Raw genomic sequence first — 21,674 nt, 5'->3', positions numbered from 1 at the left:
CGATGCTAGACAGCATTAAAGACAGCTTTACAGAAAGTATTCAAATTCAAATCGCAGCAGCAGAGGCGCTGCCCGATGCCATTACTCACGCGGCCCAAGCGATGGTCTCAAGCTTGCTCAATGGCAACAAAATTTTATGTTGTGGTAATGGCGGCAGTGCTTCAAACGCTCAACAATTTGTTTCTTGTCTTTTAAACCGTTTTGAAACTGAGCGCCCTAGCCTACCTGCAATGGCCTTAACAGCCGATAATACAACCCTGACCGCTGTTGCAAACGACTACCACTACCAGGAAATTTTCTCAAAACAGGTACGAGCGTTTGGCCAGCCAGGCGACATTCTGCTTGCCATGTCGACTAGCGGTAACAGCAAAAATATTATCAAAGCGATGGAAGCGGCCGTAACTCGAGACATGACGATTATCGCGCTAACAGGCAAAGATGGCGGTGAGATGGCAGGACTGCTTGGTGAGAACGACGTCGAAATTCGCATTCCATCACACCGCACTGCACGTATTCACGAAGTACATATGGTGACACTCCATTGTCTTTGTGACCTTATTGACCAGGTGCTTTTCCCTGCTCATGAAGAGTAACCAAGACTGAGGGTCAGAATTATGATACGTAGCCTCGTTATCTTATTAACAGCATTGAGTTTAAGTGGTTGCGCTGGCTTGTTTATCGCTGGCGCTGCAACCACAGCAAATATTGTCACGGACACACGCAGTACAAAACAAATTTGGCAAGACAACAACATCGAATTCGAAGTTGCGGCGATCGGTAACAAGGCGCCGTTTAAAGGTGAAGTTCGTGTGGTTGCCAGCTCCTACAACGGTACGGTTGTTCTTATGGGTCAGGCTCCAACGCAAGACCTTATTCATGCTTTAGAGCGAAGAGCTCGAGAAGTTAGTGGTGTGAAAGTCATACACAATCAAATCAAACAAAAAGAGCCACTCACTGTCACTCAAATTAGCAACGACAGTTGGATCACAACCAAAGTAAAATCAGCCTTGCTGACCGACTCTGAACTCAATGGCGTTAAGGTTAAAGTGATCACTGAAGACGGCGACGTTTTTCTGTTTGGTTATGTCACACCAGAGCAAGGCGAGCGAGCGACAGAAATCGCGCGTAATATCTCTGGCGTAAAACAAGTCATTAAAGGGTTCCAATATGGCGAAATGGAACCTGTTGAAGTGGACTTACCGAGTGACGGTGTACAAACAATAGAAAGTGAGACAAACGCGGAAAATGAAGCCAACGTCGAAGCATTTACGATTGAGTAATTGCGAAACATCACTTGAAAACACGTCAAGACACTAAAAAGAAAAAAAGCAGCGTTACGCTGCTTTTTTTATTTAATAACTCTTAAGCTTGGTTTGCCTTTCGGGCGAGGTGCTTCACTTTCGTCATCACCAGGCTCCGAGTCCTCAGCTTGAGGTACGTCATCACTAACCGTAGTAAACGATGGGGACTGCTCTTCTTCCATCGTTTCTTCTTCGATATGAGTATAAGCTTCTTCCGGTTCAAACATGGTTCCCGCACCATTTTCACGGGCGTAAATCGCTTGAACCGCATAAACAGGCACAATTACCGAGTGCGGACGACCACTAAAACGAGCATGGAAGGTAATCGCATCATTACCTAACTCAAGATTACCCACCGCACGTGGTGCAATATTCAAAATAATTTGACCATCTTGAATAAACTCAACCGGTACACGTACGCCCGGCATCGTTGCATCCACAACCAAGTGAGGAGTCAAGTCATTGTCTACTAACCAATCGTAAAATGCGCGAAGCATATACGGGCGGCGAGCAGTCATTTTTGCAATATCCATAACGTGTTTAAAATCGCTTAGCGAACTAGGCGCATTTCACGTTCAGCTTCAGTTAAAGAAGCAAGGAACGAATCACGTTCAAATACGCGGTTCATGTACACCTTGATTTCTTTTGAACCAGGGCCAACCAGATCGATACCAAGTTGAGGCAGACGCCACAATAATGGAGCTAGGTAACAGTCGATCAAGCTGAATTCTTCGCTCATGAAGTACTCATATTCAGCAAAAATTGGCGCTAACGTCAGAAGATCATTACGCAGCTTTGTGCGTGCTTTTTCTGATTCTTCCGCATTACCTTTCATCACTTTTTCAGCGAGTGAATACCAGTTGCGTTCGATACGGTACATCATCAAGCGGCTGTTGCCGCGAGCAACAGGGTAAACCGGCATTAGAGGTGGATGAGGGAAACGCTCGTCCAAGTACTCCATGATGATTTTTGAATCGTAAAGAGCTAGCTCACGGTCAACAAGAGTTGGCACTGATTTATATGGGTTTAGCTCAACAAGCTCAGCAGGAAGGTTTGCTTCGTCAACAAGCTCAACTTCAACACTTACGCCTTTTTCAGCTAGTACAATGCGAACCTGATGGCTATACAAATCTGATGCACTTGAGAAAAGAGTCATCACAGAACGTTTATTGGCAGCTACAGCCATGGAGCCCTCCAGTACACTTACAAATAAAAACAATGGAGGCTAAGCCTCCATTGTACATCAATTAAAATTGGGAATTAGCACGGTATTTTAGCACAATTAATGCACATCGCGCCAATACTCTTTCTTGAGCATCACGACAACGATAGTTAGAAGCACTAAGAAGCCCATTACCCACCAACCTAAAGCATGACGCTCAAGTTGCACTGGGTCACCTGAATAAACCAAGAAGTTCACTAGGTCGCCAACCGCTTTGTCGTATTCGCCTTCGCTCAGCTCACCCGTACCGTCTGTTTCAGTACCAACAACAACTTTTACTTCTTCGCCATCTACGATTTTCGTATCGTAAATCGGCGTCGGGATACCTTGTAACTCTTCGAGCACATGTGGCATACCAACACTCGGGAAGACAATGTTGTTCACGCCGAATGGACGAGATGGATCAACATAGAAAGAGCGTAAGTAAGTGTATAACCAATCAGCACCACGAACTCGTGCAACCAACGTAAGATCTGGTGGTGGAGCACCAAACCAGTTTGCCGCTTGCTTCGGTGGCATTGCGTTGACCATTAGATCACCGATTTTCGCTTCAGGATTGAAAATCAGGTTTTCTTTCATTAAGTCTGTTGGAATTTCCAAGTCTGTTGCTACACGCTCATAACGCTGATACTGCGTTGAGTGACAAGCAAAACAGTAGTTCATGAACAACTTCGCACCGTTTTGTAGCGAAGCTTTATCCGTTAGGTCAACATTCGCTTTATCAAGCGGAACGTTAGCCCCCGCTGCCATCGCTAGTGATGGCAACATAGCAAATAGAATTACAATCCACTTCTTCATTTGAATGTCACCCTCTCTGGTAATGGTTTGGTTGCTTCATTTTTGCTGTAGAAGAACAGCAACACAAAGAACATGAAGTAACACAAGCTAAAGATCTGAGATAGTAGTGTGTACGTTGGTGTTGCAGGTAACGCACCTAAAATACCCAGAGCGATAAAGGCGATAGTGAACTGTACAATATTCAACAGATGAAGTTTGCTACGGTAACGGTATGAACGAACTTTACAACGATCCAACCAAGGTAGAACAAACAGTACTGCAATTGACGCACCCATTAGGATAACACCTAATAGTTTGTCTGGAACCGCACGTAAGATTGCGTAAAACGGCGTGAAGTACCATACCGGAGCAATGTGCTCTGGTGTCTTCAGTGGGTTTGCAGCTTCAAAGTTAGGCGGTTCAAGGAAGTATCCTCCCATTTCTGGGTTAAAGAACAGCACGTAACAGAAGAAGAACAAGAAACCAGCCACACCAACTAAGTCCTTAACCGTGCCGTATGGGTGGAAAGGAATAGAGTCGATAATGTCGTATTTCTTCGTGTAGTAATCGTGGAACTTGAACTGTGTCTTGTAATCATCGCCCATTGAACCTTTTGGTAGCTTAGTTTCGATACCATCAGGGTTGTTTGAGCCGACTTCGTGCAGCGCCAATACGTGCAGAACCACAAGAAGAAGCAGAACGATAGGCAGTGCAATAACGTGTAGTGCGAAGAAACGGTTTAACGTTGCACCAGAGATGATGTAGTCACCACGGATCCAAAGCGTTAGATCATCACCGATAACAGGAATCGCACCAAACAAAGAAATGATTACCTGCGCACCCCAGTATGACATCTGACCCCATGGCAGTAGGTAACCCATGAATGCTTCAGCCATTAGAACGAGGAAGATCAACATACCGAAGATCCACAATAGTTCACGAGGTTTTTGGTATGAGCCGTAGATCAGGCCACGGAACATGTGCAAGTACACAACAACGAAAAACGCAGATGCGCCAGTTGAGTGCATGTAACGTAGAAGCCAACCGTACTCTACATCACGCATGATGTACTCGATAGAAGCAAACGCACCGTCACCAGAAGGAACGTAGTTCATCGTTAGCCAAATACCCGTTAGGATTTGGTTAACCAGAACCAGCATCGCCAGAGAACCGAAAAGGTACCAAAAGTTGAAGTTCTTAGGCATTGGGTATTCAGACAAATGCTTTTTATAAGCATTCATTGCAGGAATACGCTTTTCAACCCAGTCTAACATTGCTTGCATTATGCATCCCCCTCATCAACACCCACAATGAGCTTGGTGTCGCTCAAATACATGTGCTTAGGAACGACAAGGTTCAATGGAGCAGGTACCCCTTGGAACACTCGACCAGCCATATCGAACTTAGAACCATGACAAGGACAGAAGAAGCCAGATCTTACGCCCTGGACCTGCTCTGAGAAAGAGTCTGGTAGATAGGTTGGTGAACAACCTAGGTGAGTACAGAAACCAACAGCGACAAAAAACTCTTCCTTAATCGAACGAAACTCATTCTGAGCGTACTCAGGCTGCTGTTCCATTTCAGATTGCGGATCACGAAGCTTATCGCCGATCGTTTTTAAGTTATCTAGAACGCTTTGAGTGCGGCGAACAATCCATACAGGTTTCCCCTGCCACTCGACACGAACCAGCTGACCTGGTTCAATTTTACTTATATCCACTTCCACCGGTGCACCTGCCGCTTTGGCTTTGGCACTCGGATTCCATGATTTGATAAAAGGCACGGCGACGGCGACTGCCCCTAACCCACCAACAACTGCCGTTGTAGCGGTTAGAAAACGCCTGCGACCGTTATTTAAAGGCGCGTTGCTCATCCAAACATTCTCCCATTTGCTCCCTTTGGATCGTTATTATTCCGCTTATAAGAGCATGGCTAACAAATAATGAATTTAGTTCTATTTATTGGAGGGAAATGATAAAGAAAACCCTACTTTTTGACAAGATAAAGCTACCTTTTTGTAACATTTGTGAGGCAAATCGCTCGCGTCGTCACAAAAGCGGCAGAATTATAAAAAATTGATGTGATTTGTAACAAGAAAGCACAACATGGAAGTTCTGCTGAAAGCTATTCAAACCTTTTATCTTGGTAGTTTTCAGTTAATTACACAGCAAAATATTTCTTAGTGCGCATTCAACTTACGTTGTTTGTATTTTCACTTTTGTAGCACGCCGCATACGCAAAAAAGACGAGTAGGCATTTTAAAACATGTTGCAGGGATATTAAGACGTAAAGGCACCCACAGCAGATAAATAAGCTTATAACGTATGGTAAGGAAGAAGCCTTACTCTGAGCCTAGTTATAAGTGAATACAAATGGATATTGATAGGCAGGTATTATTTCTTTAAAAACAAAAAAGCCCGGCATAGAGCCGAGCTTTTGGTACACAGTTTCCAGAGTAACTCTGAAAAGCAGAATTTCCAATAAGAGGAAATTAACGCTTAGAGAACTGTGGACGACGACGTGCTTTACGTAGACCAACTTTCTTACGTTCAACGCAACGAGCGTCACGAGTAACGTAGCCAGCTGCGCGTAGAGCAGGACGTAGAGACTCATCGTATTCCATAAGCGCGCGAGTGATACCGTGACGGATAGCACCAGCTTGACCAGAAATACCGCCGCCTTTAACTGTTACGTAAAGGTCTAGCTTTTCAGTTAGTTCAACAAGTTCTAGAGGTTGTTGTACAACCATGCGAGCTGTTGGACGACCGAAGTATTCGTCAAGGTTACGCTTGTTTACTACAATGTTGCCGCTGCCTGGTTTAATAAAAACACGTGCAGCTGAGCTTTTGCGACGGCCAGTGCCGTAGTATTGATTCTCTGCCATTTTCGAAATCCCCAATTAGATGTCTAGTACTTGTGGTTGTTGAGCAACATGGTTGTGCTCAGCGCCTGCGTAAACTTTAAGCTTACGGTACATAGCACGGCCTAGAGGACCACGTGGAAGCATGCCTTTAACTGCAAGCTCAAGAACCATCTCAGGTTTACGATCGATCAACTTTTCAAAAGTGATAGATTTTAGACCACCTGGGAACTCAGAGTGACGGTAGTACACTTTGTTCTTAGCTTTGTTACCAGTTACAGCAACTTTCTCAGCGTTGATAACGATGATGTAGTCACCAGCGTCAACGTGAGGAGTGTATTCAGCTTTATGTTTGCCACGTAGGCGAGATGCAATTTCACTTGCTAGACGACCAAGAGTTTTACCTTCAGCGTCTACAACGTACCAGTCGCGTTTTACAGTTTCTGGTTTAGCAACGAAAGTTTTCATGCTAATAATAACCCGTTAATTAAAATTTAAACTTTAAGGAACACCGTTCTGGTGCTCCCACACTGTCTAAGAGCCCAGTCATCACCCCTTCGAGTCGTTGGTACTCTCGACCTTCAATTTCGAAATAACTTCGATAATCCGGTCTGCAGTAACGGTGGGTCGCAGGATTATAGAGAAGAGCGAAGAAAAAATCACCTTTTTTTGCGCCAAATCACTAATTTTTTCTTCACTTTTTAAGAACACACTAGATTTAGGCCAAATGCTCACGCGCGAGGTACTCATGACTTTGCATCTCAGTGAGCCGAGACAAACAGCGCTTAAATTCAAACTCGAGCTGCCCCTCAGTATATAAGTCTTCCATTGGCACTTCAGCAGAAATAATCAACTTCACATTGCGCTCGTAAAACTCATCGACCAGTGCAATAAAACGTCTCGCTGCATCATCTATTTTACGATTCATCTGTTGAACATCCGCCAGTAATACCGTGTGATAAATACGGGACAACTCAATGTAGTCATTTTGACTGCGAGCGGTTTGGCATAACTGAGCAAAAGACGCATGCAGAACCCCATCACTCGCTTCAATTACCTCAAGCTGACGGTGATTGATTTCGATTTGATGAGCGACGATCTGACGTTCGCCCGTCAGCTGCTGATAATACTTGTTGAGATTAATGTTGGCCTGTTCATCAAGTGGATAATGGTATATTTCGGCCTGTTCAAGCGTTCTTAAGCGATAATCAACGCCACTATCAACATTCAACACGTCACAGCGTGCCAAAATCATATCAATTGCAGGCAAAAAGCGCGCTCTTTGTAAGCCATTACGATATAAGTTCTGCGGTTCGATGTTTGAAGTCGCGACTAGGATCATCTGCCGCTTGAACATCTCTTGGAGTAACGTTGCAAGGATCATCGCATCCGTAATGTCAGAGACAAAAAATTCATCAAAGCAAACCACATCCGCTTCTTCTTTGAATTTATCCGCTACTTTTGCTAGCGGATTTTCGACATCACCTAACAGCTTCAACTCATCATGTACTCGATACATGAAGCGGTGAAAGTGTACGCGCATTTTTCTTTGGGTTGGTAAAGCATCAAAAAACGCATCCATGAGGTACGTTTTACCGCGTCCGACTCCTCCCCAAAAGTAAAGACCTTTTGGGGGCTCAGGCATGTCGATTTTTTTCCCCATGAGCTTTTGCCATTTGGAAAGCTGGGGCACAGGAGCTGACTGAAATTCAACGATAGCATGGTAAAGCTTATCTAATGCAACGACCGCTTGATACTGAGCTTCATCACGCTGAAACCCGTGTTCTGCTATGTCTTTTTGATATTGTTGTAGTGGTGTCATCGTATTAAGTCGTATAGAGGTACTGGGAAAAGGGTTACCTCGGGGTCAACTTTGAGAATAGAGAGAAGTAGTTATCAGTCCCCGAAGACATACTGCTATTTTTCTTTATCGGCTGTTCAAGCCATAGTAACATGGACTGGCACCGCGTGTAACTAAGTAGTAAAAGACTTGTTAAAACAACTATAAGGAGCAGTTATGCCTTGGATTTATGCCATTGTGGGTTTGCTGGTCGGTACAATCGTAGGCGTAGTCATTAGTAGACTAACCACCCCTGAATACAAGAAACAAAAGTCTGTGCAGAAAGAACTTGAAGCGGCCAAGTTTGAACTAGAGCAACAACGTCAAGAGCTCGTCGATCATTTTGCACAAACCGCAGAAATGTTGGATACACTAGGTAAAGATTACACCAAGCTGTACCAACATATGGCTAAGACCTCTTCTGAGCTTTTGCCAAACTTGCCAGAGCAAGACAACCCGTTTGATAAGAAAACGGCAATGTCTTCTGAAGCTATTGCAGAAGATCAACCAGAGTTTAGCGAACAGCCAAAAGACTACGCCAATGGCGCAACGGGTCTTTTAAAGGATCAAGAGAAAGAAATCATTAATGCTCCCGAAGCGGTAACCGCAAAAGCATCATAATCTTCTCTTACCTCTACCTATTAGGGCCGATACATTTGTATCGGCCCTTTTTTGAACTTTTTCTCCTTACCTTTGCTCTAACTTGGATGTGAACTGCCTCCCCCTTTGATTATCCGAACTAGGCCCTATATTAGTTATTAACAAAGTGAACTAACCGTTCGGATATTTCTTTTTGGCAGACATGTTTCAAGAGGAGTTATTGGATGAAAAAACCACTGCTTGCGCTCACCGTTCTATCTCTGAGTTTGGGCTCTATTATTGCGCCACTTCAAGCCACCGCCGCATTACCTTTAAATGTGGATGGCCAACAGTTACCTAGCTTGGCGCCCATGCTTGAGAAAGTAACCCCTGCTGTTGTGAGTATTGCTGTAGAAGGCAAACAAGTACAAACCAGCCGTATTCCCGAACAATTTCAATTCTTCTTTGGACCGGACTTTCCGATGGAGCAAAGGCGCGAGCGCCCGTTCAGAGGTTTAGGTTCTGGTGTCATTATTGATGCGAAAAAAGGGCATATCGTCACTAACTACCACGTAATCAAGGGCGCGGATGAGATTCGAGTTCGCCTCTATGATGGTCGCGAGTATGACGCTACGCTCGTTGGCGGAGATGAGATGGCCGATGTTGCGTTGCTTAAATTAGAAAAAGCGAAAAACTTAACGCAAATTAAAGTCGCAGATTCCGATAAACTTCGCGTAGGTGACTTTACGGTTGCGATTGGTAACCCATTCGGACTTGGTCAAACCGTGACGTCGGGCATCGTCTCAGCGTTAGGCCGTAGTGGCTTAAACGTTGAAAACTTCGAAAACTTCATCCAAACCGATGCCGCAATTAACAGCGGTAACTCTGGTGGTGCATTGGTCAACCTTAATGGTGAGCTGATCGGTATTAATACTGCGATTTTAGGCCCTAACGGCGGTAACGTGGGGATTGGCTTTGCGATTCCGTCCAACATGATGAAAAACCTCACCGAGCAAATTCTAGAGTTTGGTGAAGTCAAACGCGGCATGTTGGGTGTACAGGGCGGTGAAGTAACCTCTGAGCTGGCTGATGCATTAGGTTACGAGTCAAGTAAAGGGGCCTTTATTGGTCAAGTCGTACCAGACAGCGCAGCCGATAAAGCTGGATTGAAAGCCGGTGATGTAATTGTATCGGTAAACGGCAAAGCGATTAATACTTTCTCAGAGCTCCGCGCAAAAGTGGCAACGCTGGGCGCAGGAAAAGAAATCACATTAGGTGTGGTTCGAGATGGTAAGAATAAAACCTTTGATGTAACGCTTGGCGAATCTACAAATATGAAAGCCAAAGCCGAAACATTACACGAAGGGCTCAAGGGTGCGGAATTAAGCAATACGACACCAAGTGATGCAATTCAAGGCGTTAAAGTATCGAGCGTTGCAGATAACTCTCCGGCCGCTCAATATCAATTACAACAAGGAGACATCATTATCGGTGTGAACCGCCAGCGCGTGAAAAACCTTGCTGAGCTTCGTGCAATCGTGGATAAACACAAAGGCGTATTGGCTCTGAATATTCAGCGTGGCGAACGTACTATTTATCTTGTTATTCGTTAGTCACTTTCAAAGTGATAGGAAATAAGGTTTTCGATGCATAGCACCGAGTAATAAGCCTCGAATACTTTTCCTTATCGCTCAATAGCTAATGAAAAGGGCAGCACGATTCCGTGCTGCCCTTTTGTTATTTTTCAATGTAATGCTATTCTTCATCTTCTATGCCATTTTGGCGCTCATGCATGGAGAGGATATGCTCAGCTTTTTATTACGTTCTGTCTTTTTAGGCTTGGCTACTGCCGCAGTGGTATTACTGGCGGTGCCATCTTTGCGCCACAACGTAATTCCTGCCGCGCTAGATCCGCAACCTGTTAATATCGCGTCCGTTGAGTTGACATTTAATCAGGCGGTGCGAAGAGCAGCACCTGCCGTAGTAAACATCTACAGCCGTAAATATGTTGAAAATGATCGCAGTAAACTCTCGACTCAAGGTCTGGGTTCAGGTGTTATTGTCAGTGAGAAAGGCTACATCATTACCAACTACCATGTGGTTGCTCAAGCAGACCAAATTGTTGTCGCATTACAAGACGGTAGAGCCGCGGCAGCTCAGCTAGTTGGCACGGATAAACGCACAGACATTGCCGTACTTCGTGTCGAAGGTTCGAATTTACCTGTTATTCCTCTTAACTCTAATTACAAACCACAAGTTGGTGATGTGGTCCTAGCCATCGGTAACCCATACAACCTTGGGCAAACCACAACGTTCGGTATTATTTCAGCAACAGGACGCTCATCTATTAGCGACGGTCGCCAAGCATTTATTCAAACCGATGCCGCCATCAATGAGGGGAACTCTGGTGGCGCCCTAGTGAATACTCAAGGTGAGCTCGTCGGCATCAATACCGCCTCTTTCCAGCAAGCGACCGATTTAGAAACTTACGGTATTTCCTTTGCGATCCCTGCGCCACTAGCCAGCAAGATCATGCAGAAAATCATCGCTGATGGTCGCGTGATTCGTGGCTATATTGGTATCGACGGCCAAGATATTAATGCGGTCACTGCTCGCCTACTTGGAAATGAACACATAGGTGGTATTGTCGTGCTTGGTATTGATCCAAATGGTCCAGCCAATGCGGCAGGCTTCCAAAAGCAGGACATCATTATCAGTATTGATGGCAATAAAGTGCAAGGGCGTCAGAGCGTTATGGATATCGTCACCGATTTACGTCCTGGCACCACCGTGGACGTCGGCATCATTCGCAAAGGAAAAGAGATGAGCTTGAAAGTCACGATTGCTGAAGACAAGCAAGAAGCATAAAAAATCCCAGCCATTGGCTGGGATTTTTATTTGTGCGTTACTCGCTATCGCTCGGTGTTTCCGTCGTATCGGAATCATCCAGCTCAACTTCAATGCGAGTGACTCGCTGCAAACCTCTTGGTAATAACCCACCTCGGCGACCACGTTCGCCACGGAAGTTATCAAGGTCAGACGGTTTAAGACCCAACTTTCGCTTACCCGCGTACAGCGTTAACGATGCACCTTTTGGTAAAGACATTAAGTGAGATAGTACTTCTTCTCGCTCTTTTGCTTTAGCAGCAGGAATGTTGATGATCTTATTCCCTTTACCTTTCGCCAGTTGTGGCAGGTCTTTGATTGGGAACAGCAGCATGCGACCTTGGTTAGTGATTGCTAAGATTTCATCAGAATCTAAATCTTCAATCGCTTTTGGCGTCATGACCTCAGAGTTAGCCGGTAAAGTGACCAGCGCTTTACCACTGCGGTTTTTAGACAGCAAGTCAGCGCCTTTACATACAAAGCCGTAACCTGCATCAGAGCCCACCAGCCACAGCTGATCTTCTTCACTCATGATCACTTGGCGAATACTGCTACCAGCCGTAATATTCAAACGACCGGTAATCGGCTCACCTTGACTACGAGCAGAAGGCAGCGAGTGCGATTCCAGAGAGTAACTTCGACCGTCACTACCTAGGAATACCGCAGGCTGATTACTCTTACCTCGTGCGTGCGCTAAGTATTTATCACCCGACTTATAGTTCAGGCCTTCTGCATCTACGTCATGGCCTTTCGCGTGACGAATCCAACCTTTCTCAGAAAGCACAACCGTGATTGGTTCGCTTGGAACAAGATCACGCTCAGTAAGCGCTTTTGCTTCTGCACGCTCAACCAATGGAGATCGACGGTCATCTCCGTATTTCTCAGCATCCGCTTTGATTTCTTTTTTCAGTAGTGTGTTTAGACGACGCTCAGAACCGAGTAGCTGTTCTAGCTTCTCACGCTCTTTCTCTAGCTCGTCTTGCTCACCACGGATCTTCATCTCTTCTAGTTTGGCTAGGTGACGAAGTTTGGTGTCTAGAATCGCATCCGCTTGGATATCGGTAATACCAAAACGTGCCATCAATACCGCTTTAGGATCATCTTCAGTACGGATGATCTCAATCACTTCATCTAGGTTTAGGTAAGCAACCAACAAACCTTCCAAAATGTGTAAGCGAGCCATGACTTTGTCTAGGCGGTGTTGTAGACGGCGACGTACGGTCGTGCGACGGAACTCAATCCACTCTGACAGAATTTGCACCAGACCTTTAACTTGAGGACGATTATCCAAACCAATCATGTTCAAGTTAACGCGGTAGCTGCGCTCAAGATCCGTTGATGCGAACAAGTGGTTCATCAACAAATCACAATCGACGCGGTTTGACTTAGGTACCACAACGATACGCGTTGGGTTCTCATGATCCGACTCGTCACGAAGATCGTCAACCATTGGTAGCTTCTTCGCACGCATCTGGTTAGCGATTTGCTCAAGCAGTTTTGCACCCGATACTTGGTGTGGCAGAGAGGTGATAACGATATCAGAACCTTCTTTGTGCCACACCGCGCGCATCTTGATGCTGCCGCGACCGTTGCGGTAAATCTTCTCAATATCCACTTGCGGCGAGATGATTTCTGCTTCTGTTGGGTAATCCGGACCTTTAACATATTGCATCACGTCCGGCAGTTCTGCTTTCGGGTTGTCGATCAAATGAATAGTCGCATCTGCGATTTCACGAACGTTATGCGGTGGGATATCTGTTGCCATACCAACTGCAATACCGGTTACACCGTTAAGCAGGATATGAGGCAGACGTGCTGGCAACATTTGTGGCTCTTTCATTGTGCCATCAAAGTTAGGTTGCCATTCGACCGTACCCTGGCCCAGTTCGCCTAGCAATACTTCAGCAAACTTAGACAGTTTTGCTTCGGTATAACGCATTGCCGCGAATGATTTCGGATCATCTGGCGCACCCCAGTTACCTTGACCATCGACTAATGGATAGCGGTAAGAGAATGGCTGAGCCATCAATACCATCGCTTCGTAACACGCTGAATCACCGTGCGGATGGTATTTACCTAACACGTCACCAACGGTACGTGCAGATTTTTTGTATTTTGCTGATGCAGAGAGACCAAGCTCTGACATCGCATAAATGATACGTCGTTGAACCGGCTTTAAGCCATCGCCAATGTATGGCAATGCACGGTCCATGATGACGTACATCGAGTAGTTCAGATAAGCGTCTTCAGTGAACTTGCGCATTGGCAACTGTTCGACGCCATCGTAGGTAATTTCTGTAGACATCCGTTACACCTCTGCCAAGTCGCCGTTGTTTTGTAGCCAAGAACGACGGTCATCTGCACGCTTTTTACCTAGCAGCATGTCCATCATTTCCATGGTCGCCGTAGAGTCGTCAATGGTTAGCTGCACTAAGCGACGCGTGTTCGGATCCATGGTGGTTTCACGCAACTGAAGTGGGTTCATCTCACCCAGACCTTTGAATCGTTGCACGTTGATTTTGGCTTTCTTCTTCGACAAGCGCTCTAAAATGCCATCTTTTTCATCGTCATCGAGGGCGTAGAACACTTCTTTCCCGCAATCGATTCGATACAGAGGCGGCATCGCCACATAGATATGGCCCGCTTCAACCAGTGCACGGAAGTGACGAGTGAACAGTGCACAAAGCAGCGTTGCGATGTGAAGACCATCCGAGTCCGCATCGGCAAGGATACAGATCTTACCGTAACGAAGACCATCAAGGTTATCGCTGTCAGGATCAATCCCCAAAGCCACTGAAATATCGTGTACTTCTTGAGATGCTAATACTTGGTCAGCAGAGACTTCCCACGTGTTCAAGATCTTACCACGCAGTGGCATCACAGCTTGGAACTCACGGTCACGTGCCTGTTTTGCCGAGCCCCCCGCAGAGTCACCCTCCACAAAGAAGATTTCAGTGCGACTTAAATCCTGTGCTGAACAGTCGGTCAACTTACCTGGCAGTGCCGGGCCGGACGCCACTTTCTTACGTACGACTTTTTTCGCTGCACGCATACGACGGTGCGCATTAGCGATACAGACTTCTGCCAATTGCTCTGCTAGCTGAGGCTTTTCGTTCAACCAAAGACTGAACGCATCTTTTACTACGCCAGAGACAAATGCCGCAGTTTGACGAGAGGACAGACGTTCTTTGGTCTGGCCTGCAAATTGCGGATCTTGAATTTTAACCGACAACACGTAAGAACAGCGGTCGAAAACGTCATCACCCGTTAGCTTCACGCCACGAGGTAATAGATTACGGAACTCACAGAATTCGCGCATCGCTTCTAACAAGCCTTGGCGTAGACCATTAACGTGCGTACCACCTTGAGCGGTTGGGATCAGGTTAACGTAGCTTTCGGTGATCATCTCACCACCTTCTGGCTGCCAAATTACCGCCCAGTTTGCCGCTTCGGTATCCGCCAAGAACTCACCAGTAAATGGTTCTTCAGGAATAACTGGGTAGCCTTTTACGCCTTCCGCAAGATAGTCTTTAAGACCGTCTTCGTAGTACCACTTATAGTCTTTACCATTAACTTTGTCGGTTAATGTAATTTCTAGGCCCGGGCACAAAACCGCTTTTGCGCGCAGATTATTGACTAGGCGCGTAACAGAGAAGTTAGCTGAATCGAAGTACTTCGCATCAGGCCAGAAATGCACGCTGGTACCGCGATTGCGACGACCACACGTGCCGGTTACGGTCAGGTCAGAGACTTTATCACCGTGCTCAAATGCAATTTCATACACTTGGCCATCACGACGAACGGTTACTTCAACGCGTTTTGACAACGCGTTTACTACCGAAATACCTACCCCGTGCAAACCACCAGAGAATTGGTAGTTTTTGTTAGAGAACTTACCACCTGCGTGCAGCTTGCATAGGATTAACTCTACGCCTGACACTTTCTCTTCTGGGTGGATATCAACAGGCATGCCTCGACCATCATCGATCACTTCTAGTGATTGGTCGGCATGTAGGATGACTTGTACTTTTGAGGCATGTCCGGCTAGCGCTTCATCGACACTGTTGTCGATAACTTCTTGGCCCAAATGGTTTGGGCGCGCTGTATCCGTATACATCCCTGGTCGGCGACGTACTGGCTCTAAGCCATTCAGTACTTCAATGGCACCAGCATTATATTGTTCAGTCATAATACGGAATTATTCTCAAAGTTTACTTGTTGCCTGAATATCACCAATGGGTGAACCCATACTCAGGAAACGAAAAAGCCACCCTGTTCACATCACTAAGTGCTTGTAAACATGATGCATAACAAAGTAGCCAGGGTCCTCGACCCTTAAGATCTTTTGGCAAAACATAGTCGGAAAGCATACCGCCCATGTCAAGAAACGGTTGGATATATCAATAAAAACTATGAGCCTTTTCCAATCGCTTTCGAATTACAGTTCTAGAAATTCGATAATCTGTGCAGGATAACGCTCAAAGCCTACAAAACTGTGATCACCGCCTTGTTCTACTGTTTGCTTAGCGTCTGCAAACTTATCTACCGCTTGTCGATAGTCTAAAACCTCATCTTCTGTCTGCTGTAACAACCAGAAAGAATGTGGCGACGCGATGCTTTGTACATCAAGAGCTTTTAACTCGTCAATATGACAAGCTTCAAGTGTATAGGTTTCGTGCGTATAAGGGTTAGTTTGCTCACCCAAATAATCTACTAACAACTCATAGGGCTTAACCGCGGGGTTGACCACAACCGCTTTAAATCCAAACTTGTCATTTAGCCACGTTGACATAAAGCCGCCTAATGAGCTGCCCACCAGACCAATGTTATAATCGTCTTTATATTGTTCGATGATATCCAACAACATTTTCGCCGCTTGTTGAGGATAACAAGGTAACTGGGGAACAATCACTTTGATATCAGGACGATGCTGCTCGCAGTATGCTCTCATCACATTGGCTTTCATTGAAAGTGGGGAGCTGTTAAAACCATGGATATACAGAAGAAGTGAAGGTTTACTCATAGATATCTCGCACAAAAAAGCGAGCCCGAACATAGAGCTCGGGCGCGTTAGTATCCGTTAGAAGAGAAGTCTGGTTGGAACTGGCCGTCAGGAAGTCGGCCCACTTGGGTCGTAATCTCACCACAAGCGTGCAACTGCAGTTCACGCCAACCAGGCGAAGTCGTATCGAGGGCAAAATCATCCGAGTTGGGCTTAAACTGAACACACGTCGAGGGTGTTGCCATCACTCGAATACCATTATGAAGCACATTCATGTCTTGATGAACATGACCACAGAGAATGCCTTTCACGTTATCAAAACGATCGACAACCTGCCAGAACGCTTCGGCATCTTTTAAGGTATGTTGATCAAGCCACGCGCTTCCCACCAATAATGGATGGTGATGCAGCAACACAAGTGTGTGCCTTTCTGGGTGTTCTACTAACTTTTCTTCGAGTAACGCTAACTGCTGATCACTCAAGCGTCCGTGGGGAACGCCAACAACTTGCGAGTCTAAAAGAACCAACTGCCAATGCGCGCCAAGCAATACATGCTCTGTCGCTTTGATTTGTTGCGAAGGTAATACACTGCCCATATTGGGCTTGTAGTCATGATTACCAGGCAGCCAAAAGCAGTCTTTCTCTAGCGGTTCAATGCCTTCGGCAAAGCGCTGGTAAGATTCTGCACTATGGTCTTGGGAAATATCCCCTGTCGCCAAGATGTAATCAAACGTCACGTTGCGGCGTAAAACATCAGCAACAACAGCGTTAAAGCTATCGGCCGTTTTTACGCTCAGCAAACTTCCCTCATCGGCAGCAAACAGATGAGTATCCGTAATTTGTAAAAGTTTGATGCTGTCACTAGATGATTGCAAAATGAAAACCTGATTCGTCCACTATATCGTTATTTGTTATTTTCCTTTAGTGACGTGACGATCAATTGAAGGCAAGTGGTGTTCTACTGATACCACTTCGTAAACAAAACGTCAGCCATTCACCGAGGAATGTGTTTAGTTGATGCTTTTCATCTTTCTGCATCAGTTGGTCGTTGGGATAATCATACTTAGCTTTTATGCGAGAGAACTCTCCGCTTGAGCATACTTCGGCTACTCTCGCATCGTGATAAAGCCTGACAGACATCGTCGGTAAAGGAAACACTGGCGTTTCATCACTCTGACATATCTCAACAACTGTGGTGTATTTTGTGATTTCATTCACGGTCAGTTGGTAAACCATGTTCGCCGCTTGATAGCAGCGTACATCCCCAACTTCGGCAGAAGCAGGCAATAAGGCGTTCAATTTAGCGTAGTTGGTCTCATAGGTTCTCATTAGACCCGCTAAATCAACATGATACCTCTGTTTTTCAGCCACTTGTGCCATTACTTACTCTCCACCATTTGGGGTTGCCCCCACTGTGACTTCAACTCTTGATGGTTTAATTGCAACCATTGCAACGCAATAATCGACGCACCATTTTCAAATTTTCCGTCTTTCACCCATTGATATGCTTGCTCACGACTCAAAACATGTACGCGAATATCTTCATTCTCATAGTCTAAACCATGAATGCCGTGCGCTTTAGATGCGTCCACTTCACCAACAAATACGTCCAACTTTTCCGAGCAACCGCCAGCAGAAGGATAATAAGAAGTGACTGGCGCAACACGCCCCACTTGTATCCCCGCCTCTTCGACAGCTTCTCGGCGAATGACGGCTTCAGCTGATTCATCACGGTCAATCATACCCGCGACAATCTCTAGCTGCCATGGGTGTTGATGCTCTAAGGCTCCTACTCGAATCTGTTCAATGATAACCACTTGATCCGTATTTGGATCATAAGGAAGCATCGCTGCAGCATGACCACGCTCGAACATTTCTCGTTCGACAACCTCGCTCCAACCTCCAGCAAATAGCTTATGCTGAAAGCGATATTTCACCATTTTGAAAAAGCCTTCAAATAAGGTTTCTTTCGAGATGACTTTTACATCTTGCGAAGTAAAATCCTTTTGTTGTTTGTCACACTGTTGCATTCGACACCTCTCTGAGTGAATCTTGTAGTTTACTCATTGTTATTCGCTTGCTCAAAGGACTTGGCTCAACTTTTTGTACAATAGTTACAAATTAATTTAAGTCTTTGGTGAAAACTTATTGCACAACTGGATAATTACGTGTAAAAAAGTGCAAACTTTAGAGTAAATATCGTGCAAATTGAGTTAAACTACTGAGAATTAACCAATCTATTGACCGCGGGAATAGAAAATGAAAAAATTGCTTCCACTATTTATCAGTGCAGCGCTAGGTAGCATGAGTACGTCTGCGTTCGCAGACTCTTTGGCTGAAATCTACGACTTAGCAAAACAAAATGATCCACAATTGCTCAGTGTAGCAGCACAACGTGACCAAGCTTTCGAAGCAATCACCTCAAGCCGTAGTGCTCTATTACCACAAATTAACCTAACAGCAGGTTACAACTTAACTCGTGGCGATACTGAATACGACTCAAATCTAGTCAATGACGTATCAAACGATGCCAACGCTCTAACCGCTGGCGTTAGCTTTTCACAAGCACTTTACAACCGCGCATCTTGGATCTCGCTAGATACCGCTGAGAAAAGTGCTCGCCAAGCAGACGCAACTTACGCTGCGACTCAACAAGCACTAATTCTTCGTGTTTCACAAGCGTATTTTGAAGTTCTACGCGCACAAGACAACCTTGTCTTCGTCCGTGCAGAAAAAGCCGCAGTGGGTCGTCAACTAGAGCAAACAAAACAGCGTTTTGAAGTAGGTTTATCTGCGATCACTGACGTACACGACGCGCAAGCTCAGTACGACCAAGTACTGGCGGATGAGGTGTTAGCAGAAAACGCACTGACTAACAGCTACGAGTCATTACGTGAAATCACCGGTCAAGAGCACAAAGATCTCAACATCTTGGACACTCGCCGCTTCACTGCTAGCCCATCGACCGTGCCTGCTGAGTCGCTAATTGACGAAGCAAAAACCAAAAACCTGACCTTGCTATCTTCACGTATTCTTCAAGATATCGCACGTGACAATATTTCACTAGCAAGTTCTGGTCATCTACCAACGCTGTCTCTAGACGGTGGTTACAACTACGGTGATACGTCTCATAGCTCTCGTGACAACACCACAGACAACTTCAATATCGGTGTGAACCTTGCGGTGCCGCTATACACGGGTGGTAACGTCACCTCTCAAACCAAACAGGCTGAATACGCGTACGTGGCTGCAAGTGAAGATCTTGAAGCACAATACCGTAGCGTAGTAAAAGATGTTCGCGCACAAAACAACAACATTAACGCCTCTATCGGCGCACTACGTGCTTATGAGCAAGCCGTTATTTCTGCGCGCTCTGCACTAGAAGCAACAGAAGCAGGTTTTGATGTGGGTACTCGTACTATCGTTGACGTGCTAGACGCAACTCGTCGTCTATACGATGCGAATAAAAACCTATCGAACGCTCGTTACGACTACATCTTAAGTGTTCTTCAGCTACGCCAAGCCGTTGGTACGCTAAGCGAACAAGACATCTTAGACGTTGATGCAGGTTTGAAAGCAGCAAAATAACTGCTGACTGAATGCTTCAGTTCTCAATAAATAAAAACGCCAGTTGATTTATCAGCTGGCGTTTTTTATTGCTTGCCGTTAAGAGACGAAAGTGTCTCAGAACATCAAGTATCAAAAAGGCCGCACTTGGCGACCTTTTACAAACAAATAGCGTTTCAATGCCAACAAATCGTAGGCTTAGCCCTTACCGCCTTTGATTGCATTGATGATTTCACTGGTTGAGCACCCATCCTCAAAGTTCAATACACGAACTTCGCCACCTGCAGCAATGACTTCTTTACCACCAGCAATCTCTTCTGGTTTGTAGTCACCACCTTTTACTAGCAAGCTTGGCAGAACTTCCGAGATCAAACGTTGCGGCGTATCTTCACTAAATGGTACTACCCAATCCACAGCGCCCAAACCTGCCAATACCGCCATGCGGCGATCGGTTGGATTCACAGGACGACCAGGCCCTTTAAGACGCTTCACTGATTCATCGGTATTCACCGCAACAATCAGGCGATCACCAAGTTCAGCAGCATGGTTTAAGTAAGACACATGCCCAGCGTGAAGAATATCAAAGCAGCCGTTTGTCATAACGACTTTCTCGCCACGTGCACGGGCTTTTTTCACTGCTTCAATCAGCGCTTTTTCTGAAATTACACCGTAATCCGTGTCTTGGCTGCCATGTACCGCTTCTGCCAGTTCAATTTCAGACAAGGTCGAGGTACCAAGCTTACCAACAACAACGCCAGCCGCCGCATTCGCTAGTGCACACGCTTCTTCGAAGGATTTGCCTGCGGCAACAGACGCTGCCAATACAGAGATAACCGTGTCGCCCGCACCTGTCACGTCGTACACTTCTTTCGCTTGAGTCGGAAGGTGGAATGGCTCTTGACCACGGCGGATCAACGTCATGCCGTTTTCACTACGCGTAACCAGTAGCGCTTCAAAATCAAACTCTTCAACAAGCTGAAGTGCTTTTTCAACCAGCTCTTGGTCTGATTTTACTTTGCCAACAACATCTTCAAACTCTTTCATGTTTGGTGTTAAGAGTGTTGCTCCGCGGTAGCGTTCAAAATCCGCACCTTTAGGGTCAATGAAAACTGGAATGTTTGCTGCGCGCGCTTTTTGGATGTATGCCTGAACATGCTCTAACGAGCCTTTTGCGTAGTCAGACATAATCACGGCTTTAACGTTTGGCAGAGCGGCATCCATACGCGATAGCACAGGTGCAGAATCCGTGTTTTCAAACTTATCTTCGAAGTCGAGACGAATAAGCTGTTGTCCACGGCTCATTACGCGAAGCTTCGTGATCGTTGGGTAATCAGGCAGTGCAACGAAATCGCACTTCACATTGAGTGAGCTCAGCGTCTCCGTCAGCACTTTTGCAGGCTCATCTTCCCCTGTTAGACCAACAATGTGAGCATGGCCACCTAGTGATGCGATGTTCATCGCAACGTTCGCAGCACCACCAGGACGCTCTTCATTGTTTTCTACTTTTACAACAGGAACCGGCGCTTCAGGAGAAATACGTCCGGTTGGGCCATACCAGTAACGATCTAGCATGACATCACCGATGATGAGCACACCAGCGCTGTTGTAATCAGGTAGAATTGGTTTCATTATTGGTCTCC

The 21,674-nt window shown here is 45.8% G+C and carries 21 protein-coding genes; 6 read left to right on the top strand and 15 right to left on the bottom strand.

The genetic code is table 11. From position 1 onward, the window contains the following. Positions 1–2 precede the first annotated feature (2 nt). Positions 3–593 (top strand): phosphoheptose isomerase, encoded by a 591-nt coding sequence (locus tag NB463_RS07000; RefSeq protein WP_005372901.1) that lies wholly within the window; start codon positions 3–5, stop codon positions 591–593. Between the two features lie 21 nt (positions 594–614). Continuing rightward, entirely contained in the window at positions 615–1,280 is a 666-nt protein-coding gene (locus NB463_RS06995; RefSeq protein WP_005396458.1) for a BON domain-containing protein, read from the top strand. Between the two features lie 68 nt (positions 1,281–1,348). Here the strand turns inward: NB463_RS06995 and sspB are convergent, their stop codons facing one another. From sspB to zapE, 8 genes are all read right to left on the bottom strand, one after another. Next, positions 1,349–1,834, bottom strand: a complete 486-nt coding sequence (sspB, locus tag NB463_RS06990) for a ClpXP protease specificity-enhancing factor (RefSeq protein WP_053808570.1) — start codon at positions 1,832–1,834, stop codon at positions 1,349–1,351. 17 nt (positions 1,835–1,851) lie between these two features. Further along, positions 1,852–2,487 (bottom strand): stringent starvation protein SspA, encoded by a 636-nt coding sequence (gene sspA / locus NB463_RS06985; RefSeq protein ID WP_005372897.1) that lies wholly within the window; start codon positions 2,485–2,487, stop codon positions 1,852–1,854. Positions 2,488–2,583: 96 nt separating this feature from the next. Beyond that, entirely contained in the window at positions 2,584–3,321 is a 738-nt protein-coding gene (locus tag NB463_RS06980; protein WP_053808569.1) for a cytochrome c1, read from the bottom strand. After that, positions 3,318–4,583: a cytochrome b gene (locus NB463_RS06975; RefSeq protein WP_005372880.1), complete on the bottom strand. Its 1,266-nt coding sequence runs from the start codon at positions 4,581–4,583 to the stop codon at positions 3,318–3,320. Before NB463_RS06975 ends, NB463_RS06980 begins: the two co-directional genes overlap by 4 nt. Further along, complete coding sequence (gene petA, locus NB463_RS06970; protein ID WP_005396462.1) at positions 4,583–5,173, bottom strand: ubiquinol-cytochrome c reductase iron-sulfur subunit; 591 nt, start codon at positions 5,171–5,173, stop codon at positions 4,583–4,585. Before petA ends, NB463_RS06975 begins: the two co-directional genes overlap by 1 nt. A 618-nt stretch (positions 5,174–5,791) precedes the next feature. Further along, on the bottom strand, positions 5,792–6,184 hold the full coding sequence (gene rpsI, locus NB463_RS06965) for a 30S ribosomal protein S9 (protein ID WP_005372876.1): 393 nt from the start codon (positions 6,182–6,184) through the stop codon (positions 5,792–5,794). Positions 6,185–6,199: 15 nt separating this feature from the next. After that, complete coding sequence (gene rplM, locus NB463_RS06960; protein WP_012842158.1) at positions 6,200–6,628, bottom strand: 50S ribosomal protein L13; 429 nt, start codon at positions 6,626–6,628, stop codon at positions 6,200–6,202. 250 nt (positions 6,629–6,878) lie between these two features. Then, positions 6,879–7,982, bottom strand: a complete 1,104-nt coding sequence (gene zapE / locus NB463_RS06955; RefSeq protein ID WP_161444858.1) for a cell division protein ZapE — start codon at positions 7,980–7,982, stop codon at positions 6,879–6,881. Positions 7,983–8,177: 195 nt separating this feature from the next. Between zapE and zapG the strand changes: the two genes are divergently transcribed. The 3 genes from zapG (at position 8,178) to degS (ending at position 11,447) form a co-directional block, all read left to right on the top strand. Then, positions 8,178–8,621 (top strand): Z-ring associated protein ZapG, encoded by a 444-nt coding sequence (zapG, locus tag NB463_RS06950; protein ID WP_258432480.1) that lies wholly within the window; start codon positions 8,178–8,180, stop codon positions 8,619–8,621. Positions 8,622–8,824: 203 nt separating this feature from the next. After that, complete coding sequence (locus NB463_RS06945) at positions 8,825–10,192, top strand: Do family serine endopeptidase (protein WP_258432481.1); 1,368 nt, start codon at positions 8,825–8,827, stop codon at positions 10,190–10,192. A 190-nt stretch (positions 10,193–10,382) separates the two neighbouring features. Then, the gene (gene degS / locus NB463_RS06940) at positions 10,383–11,447 is read left to right on the top strand and encodes an outer membrane-stress sensor serine endopeptidase DegS (RefSeq protein ID WP_046873999.1); all 1,065 of its coding nucleotides are present in this window, start codon (positions 10,383–10,385) and stop codon (positions 11,445–11,447) included. Positions 11,448–11,484: 37 nt separating this feature from the next. On the opposite strand, the gene parC is transcribed toward degS, so the two are convergent. The 6 genes from parC to nudF form a co-directional block, all read right to left on the bottom strand. Continuing rightward, a complete protein-coding gene (gene parC / locus NB463_RS06935; protein WP_258432482.1) occupies positions 11,485–13,770 on the bottom strand; it encodes a DNA topoisomerase IV subunit A in 2,286 nt (761 codons plus the stop codon). A gap of 3 nt (positions 13,771–13,773) precedes the next feature. Then, a complete protein-coding gene (parE, locus tag NB463_RS06930; protein WP_005395924.1) occupies positions 13,774–15,654 on the bottom strand; it encodes a DNA topoisomerase IV subunit B in 1,881 nt (626 codons plus the stop codon). Positions 15,655–15,903: 249 nt separating this feature from the next. Beyond that, positions 15,904–16,488, bottom strand: coding sequence for an esterase YqiA (gene yqiA / locus NB463_RS06925; protein WP_053808564.1), 585 nt, complete (start codon positions 16,486–16,488; stop codon positions 15,904–15,906). Positions 16,489–16,535: 47 nt separating this feature from the next. Next, entirely contained in the window at positions 16,536–17,342 is an 807-nt protein-coding gene (gene cpdA / locus NB463_RS06920; protein ID WP_257082699.1) for a 3',5'-cyclic-AMP phosphodiesterase, read from the bottom strand. 61 nt (positions 17,343–17,403) lie between these two features. Beyond that, a complete protein-coding gene (locus NB463_RS06915; protein ID WP_005395930.1) occupies positions 17,404–17,847 on the bottom strand; it encodes a DUF1249 family protein in 444 nt (147 codons plus the stop codon). Continuing rightward, complete coding sequence (nudF, locus tag NB463_RS06910) at positions 17,847–18,497, bottom strand: ADP-ribose diphosphatase (protein ID WP_012842164.1); 651 nt, start codon at positions 18,495–18,497, stop codon at positions 17,847–17,849. Before nudF ends, NB463_RS06915 begins: the two co-directional genes overlap by 1 nt. Positions 18,498–18,726: 229 nt before the next feature. On the opposite strand from nudF, the gene tolC reads away from it, so the two are divergent. Next, positions 18,727–20,055, top strand: coding sequence for an outer membrane channel protein TolC (gene tolC / locus NB463_RS06905; protein ID WP_012842165.1), 1,329 nt, complete (start codon positions 18,727–18,729; stop codon positions 20,053–20,055). Positions 20,056–20,232: 177 nt separating this feature from the next. Here the strand turns inward: tolC and hldE are convergent, their stop codons facing one another. Next, on the bottom strand, positions 20,233–21,663 hold the full coding sequence (hldE, locus tag NB463_RS06900; RefSeq protein WP_012842166.1) for a bifunctional D-glycero-beta-D-manno-heptose-7-phosphate kinase/D-glycero-beta-D-manno-heptose 1-phosphate adenylyltransferase HldE: 1,431 nt from the start codon (positions 21,661–21,663) through the stop codon (positions 20,233–20,235). Between the last annotated feature and the right edge of the window lie 11 nt (positions 21,664–21,674).

The organism is Vibrio sp. RM-41-2B, from assembly GCF_024744415.1.
Classification (GTDB): domain Bacteria; phylum Pseudomonadota; class Gammaproteobacteria; order Enterobacterales; family Vibrionaceae; genus Vibrio; species Vibrio diabolicus.
This window is presented reverse-complemented; position numbering and strand designations above follow the sequence as displayed.

Excerpts from the sequence above, each read along its gene's own strand:
- yqiA (WP_053808564.1), bottom strand. The coding sequence starts at position 16,488 with ATGAGTAAACCTTCACTTCTTCTGTATATCCATGGTTTTAACAGCTCC.
- NB463_RS06915 (WP_005395930.1), bottom strand. The coding sequence starts at position 17,847 with ATGGCACAAGTGGCTGAAAAACAGAGGTATCATGTTGATTTAGCGGGT.
- nudF (WP_012842164.1), bottom strand. The coding sequence starts at position 18,497 with ATGCAACAGTGTGACAAACAACAAAAGGATTTTACTTCGCAAGATGTA.
- hldE (WP_012842166.1), bottom strand. The coding sequence starts at position 21,663 with ATGAAACCAATTCTACCTGATTACAACAGCGCTGGTGTGCTCATCATC.
- petA (WP_005396462.1), bottom strand. The coding sequence starts at position 5,173 with ATGAGCAACGCGCCTTTAAATAACGGTCGCAGGCGTTTTCTAACCGCT.
- NB463_RS06995 (WP_005396458.1), top strand. The coding sequence starts at position 615 with ATGATACGTAGCCTCGTTATCTTATTAACAGCATTGAGTTTAAGTGGT.
- degS (WP_046873999.1), top strand. The coding sequence starts at position 10,383 with ATGCTCAGCTTTTTATTACGTTCTGTCTTTTTAGGCTTGGCTACTGCC.
- tolC (WP_012842165.1), top strand. The coding sequence starts at position 18,727 with ATGAAAAAATTGCTTCCACTATTTATCAGTGCAGCGCTAGGTAGCATG.
- zapG (WP_258432480.1), top strand. The coding sequence starts at position 8,178 with ATGCCTTGGATTTATGCCATTGTGGGTTTGCTGGTCGGTACAATCGTA.
- NB463_RS07000 (WP_005372901.1), top strand. The coding sequence starts at position 3 with ATGCTAGACAGCATTAAAGACAGCTTTACAGAAAGTATTCAAATTCAA.
- sspB (WP_053808570.1), bottom strand. The coding sequence starts at position 1,834 with ATGGATATTGCAAAAATGACTGCTCGCCGCCCGTATATGCTTCGCGCA.
- parC (WP_258432482.1), bottom strand. The coding sequence starts at position 13,770 with ATGTCTACAGAAATTACCTACGATGGCGTCGAACAGTTGCCAATGCGC.
- NB463_RS06975 (WP_005372880.1), bottom strand. The coding sequence starts at position 4,583 with ATGCAAGCAATGTTAGACTGGGTTGAAAAGCGTATTCCTGCAATGAAT.
- rplM (WP_012842158.1), bottom strand. The coding sequence starts at position 6,628 with ATGAAAACTTTCGTTGCTAAACCAGAAACTGTAAAACGCGACTGGTAC.
- NB463_RS06980 (WP_053808569.1), bottom strand. The coding sequence starts at position 3,321 with ATGAAGAAGTGGATTGTAATTCTATTTGCTATGTTGCCATCACTAGCG.
- zapE (WP_161444858.1), bottom strand. The coding sequence starts at position 7,982 with ATGACACCACTACAACAATATCAAAAAGACATAGCAGAACACGGGTTT.
- parE (WP_005395924.1), bottom strand. The coding sequence starts at position 15,654 with ATGACTGAACAATATAATGCTGGTGCCATTGAAGTACTGAATGGCTTA.
- sspA (WP_005372897.1), bottom strand. The coding sequence starts at position 2,487 with ATGGCTGTAGCTGCCAATAAACGTTCTGTGATGACTCTTTTCTCAAGT.
- NB463_RS06945 (WP_258432481.1), top strand. The coding sequence starts at position 8,825 with ATGAAAAAACCACTGCTTGCGCTCACCGTTCTATCTCTGAGTTTGGGC.
- rpsI (WP_005372876.1), bottom strand. The coding sequence starts at position 6,184 with ATGGCAGAGAATCAATACTACGGCACTGGCCGTCGCAAAAGCTCAGCT.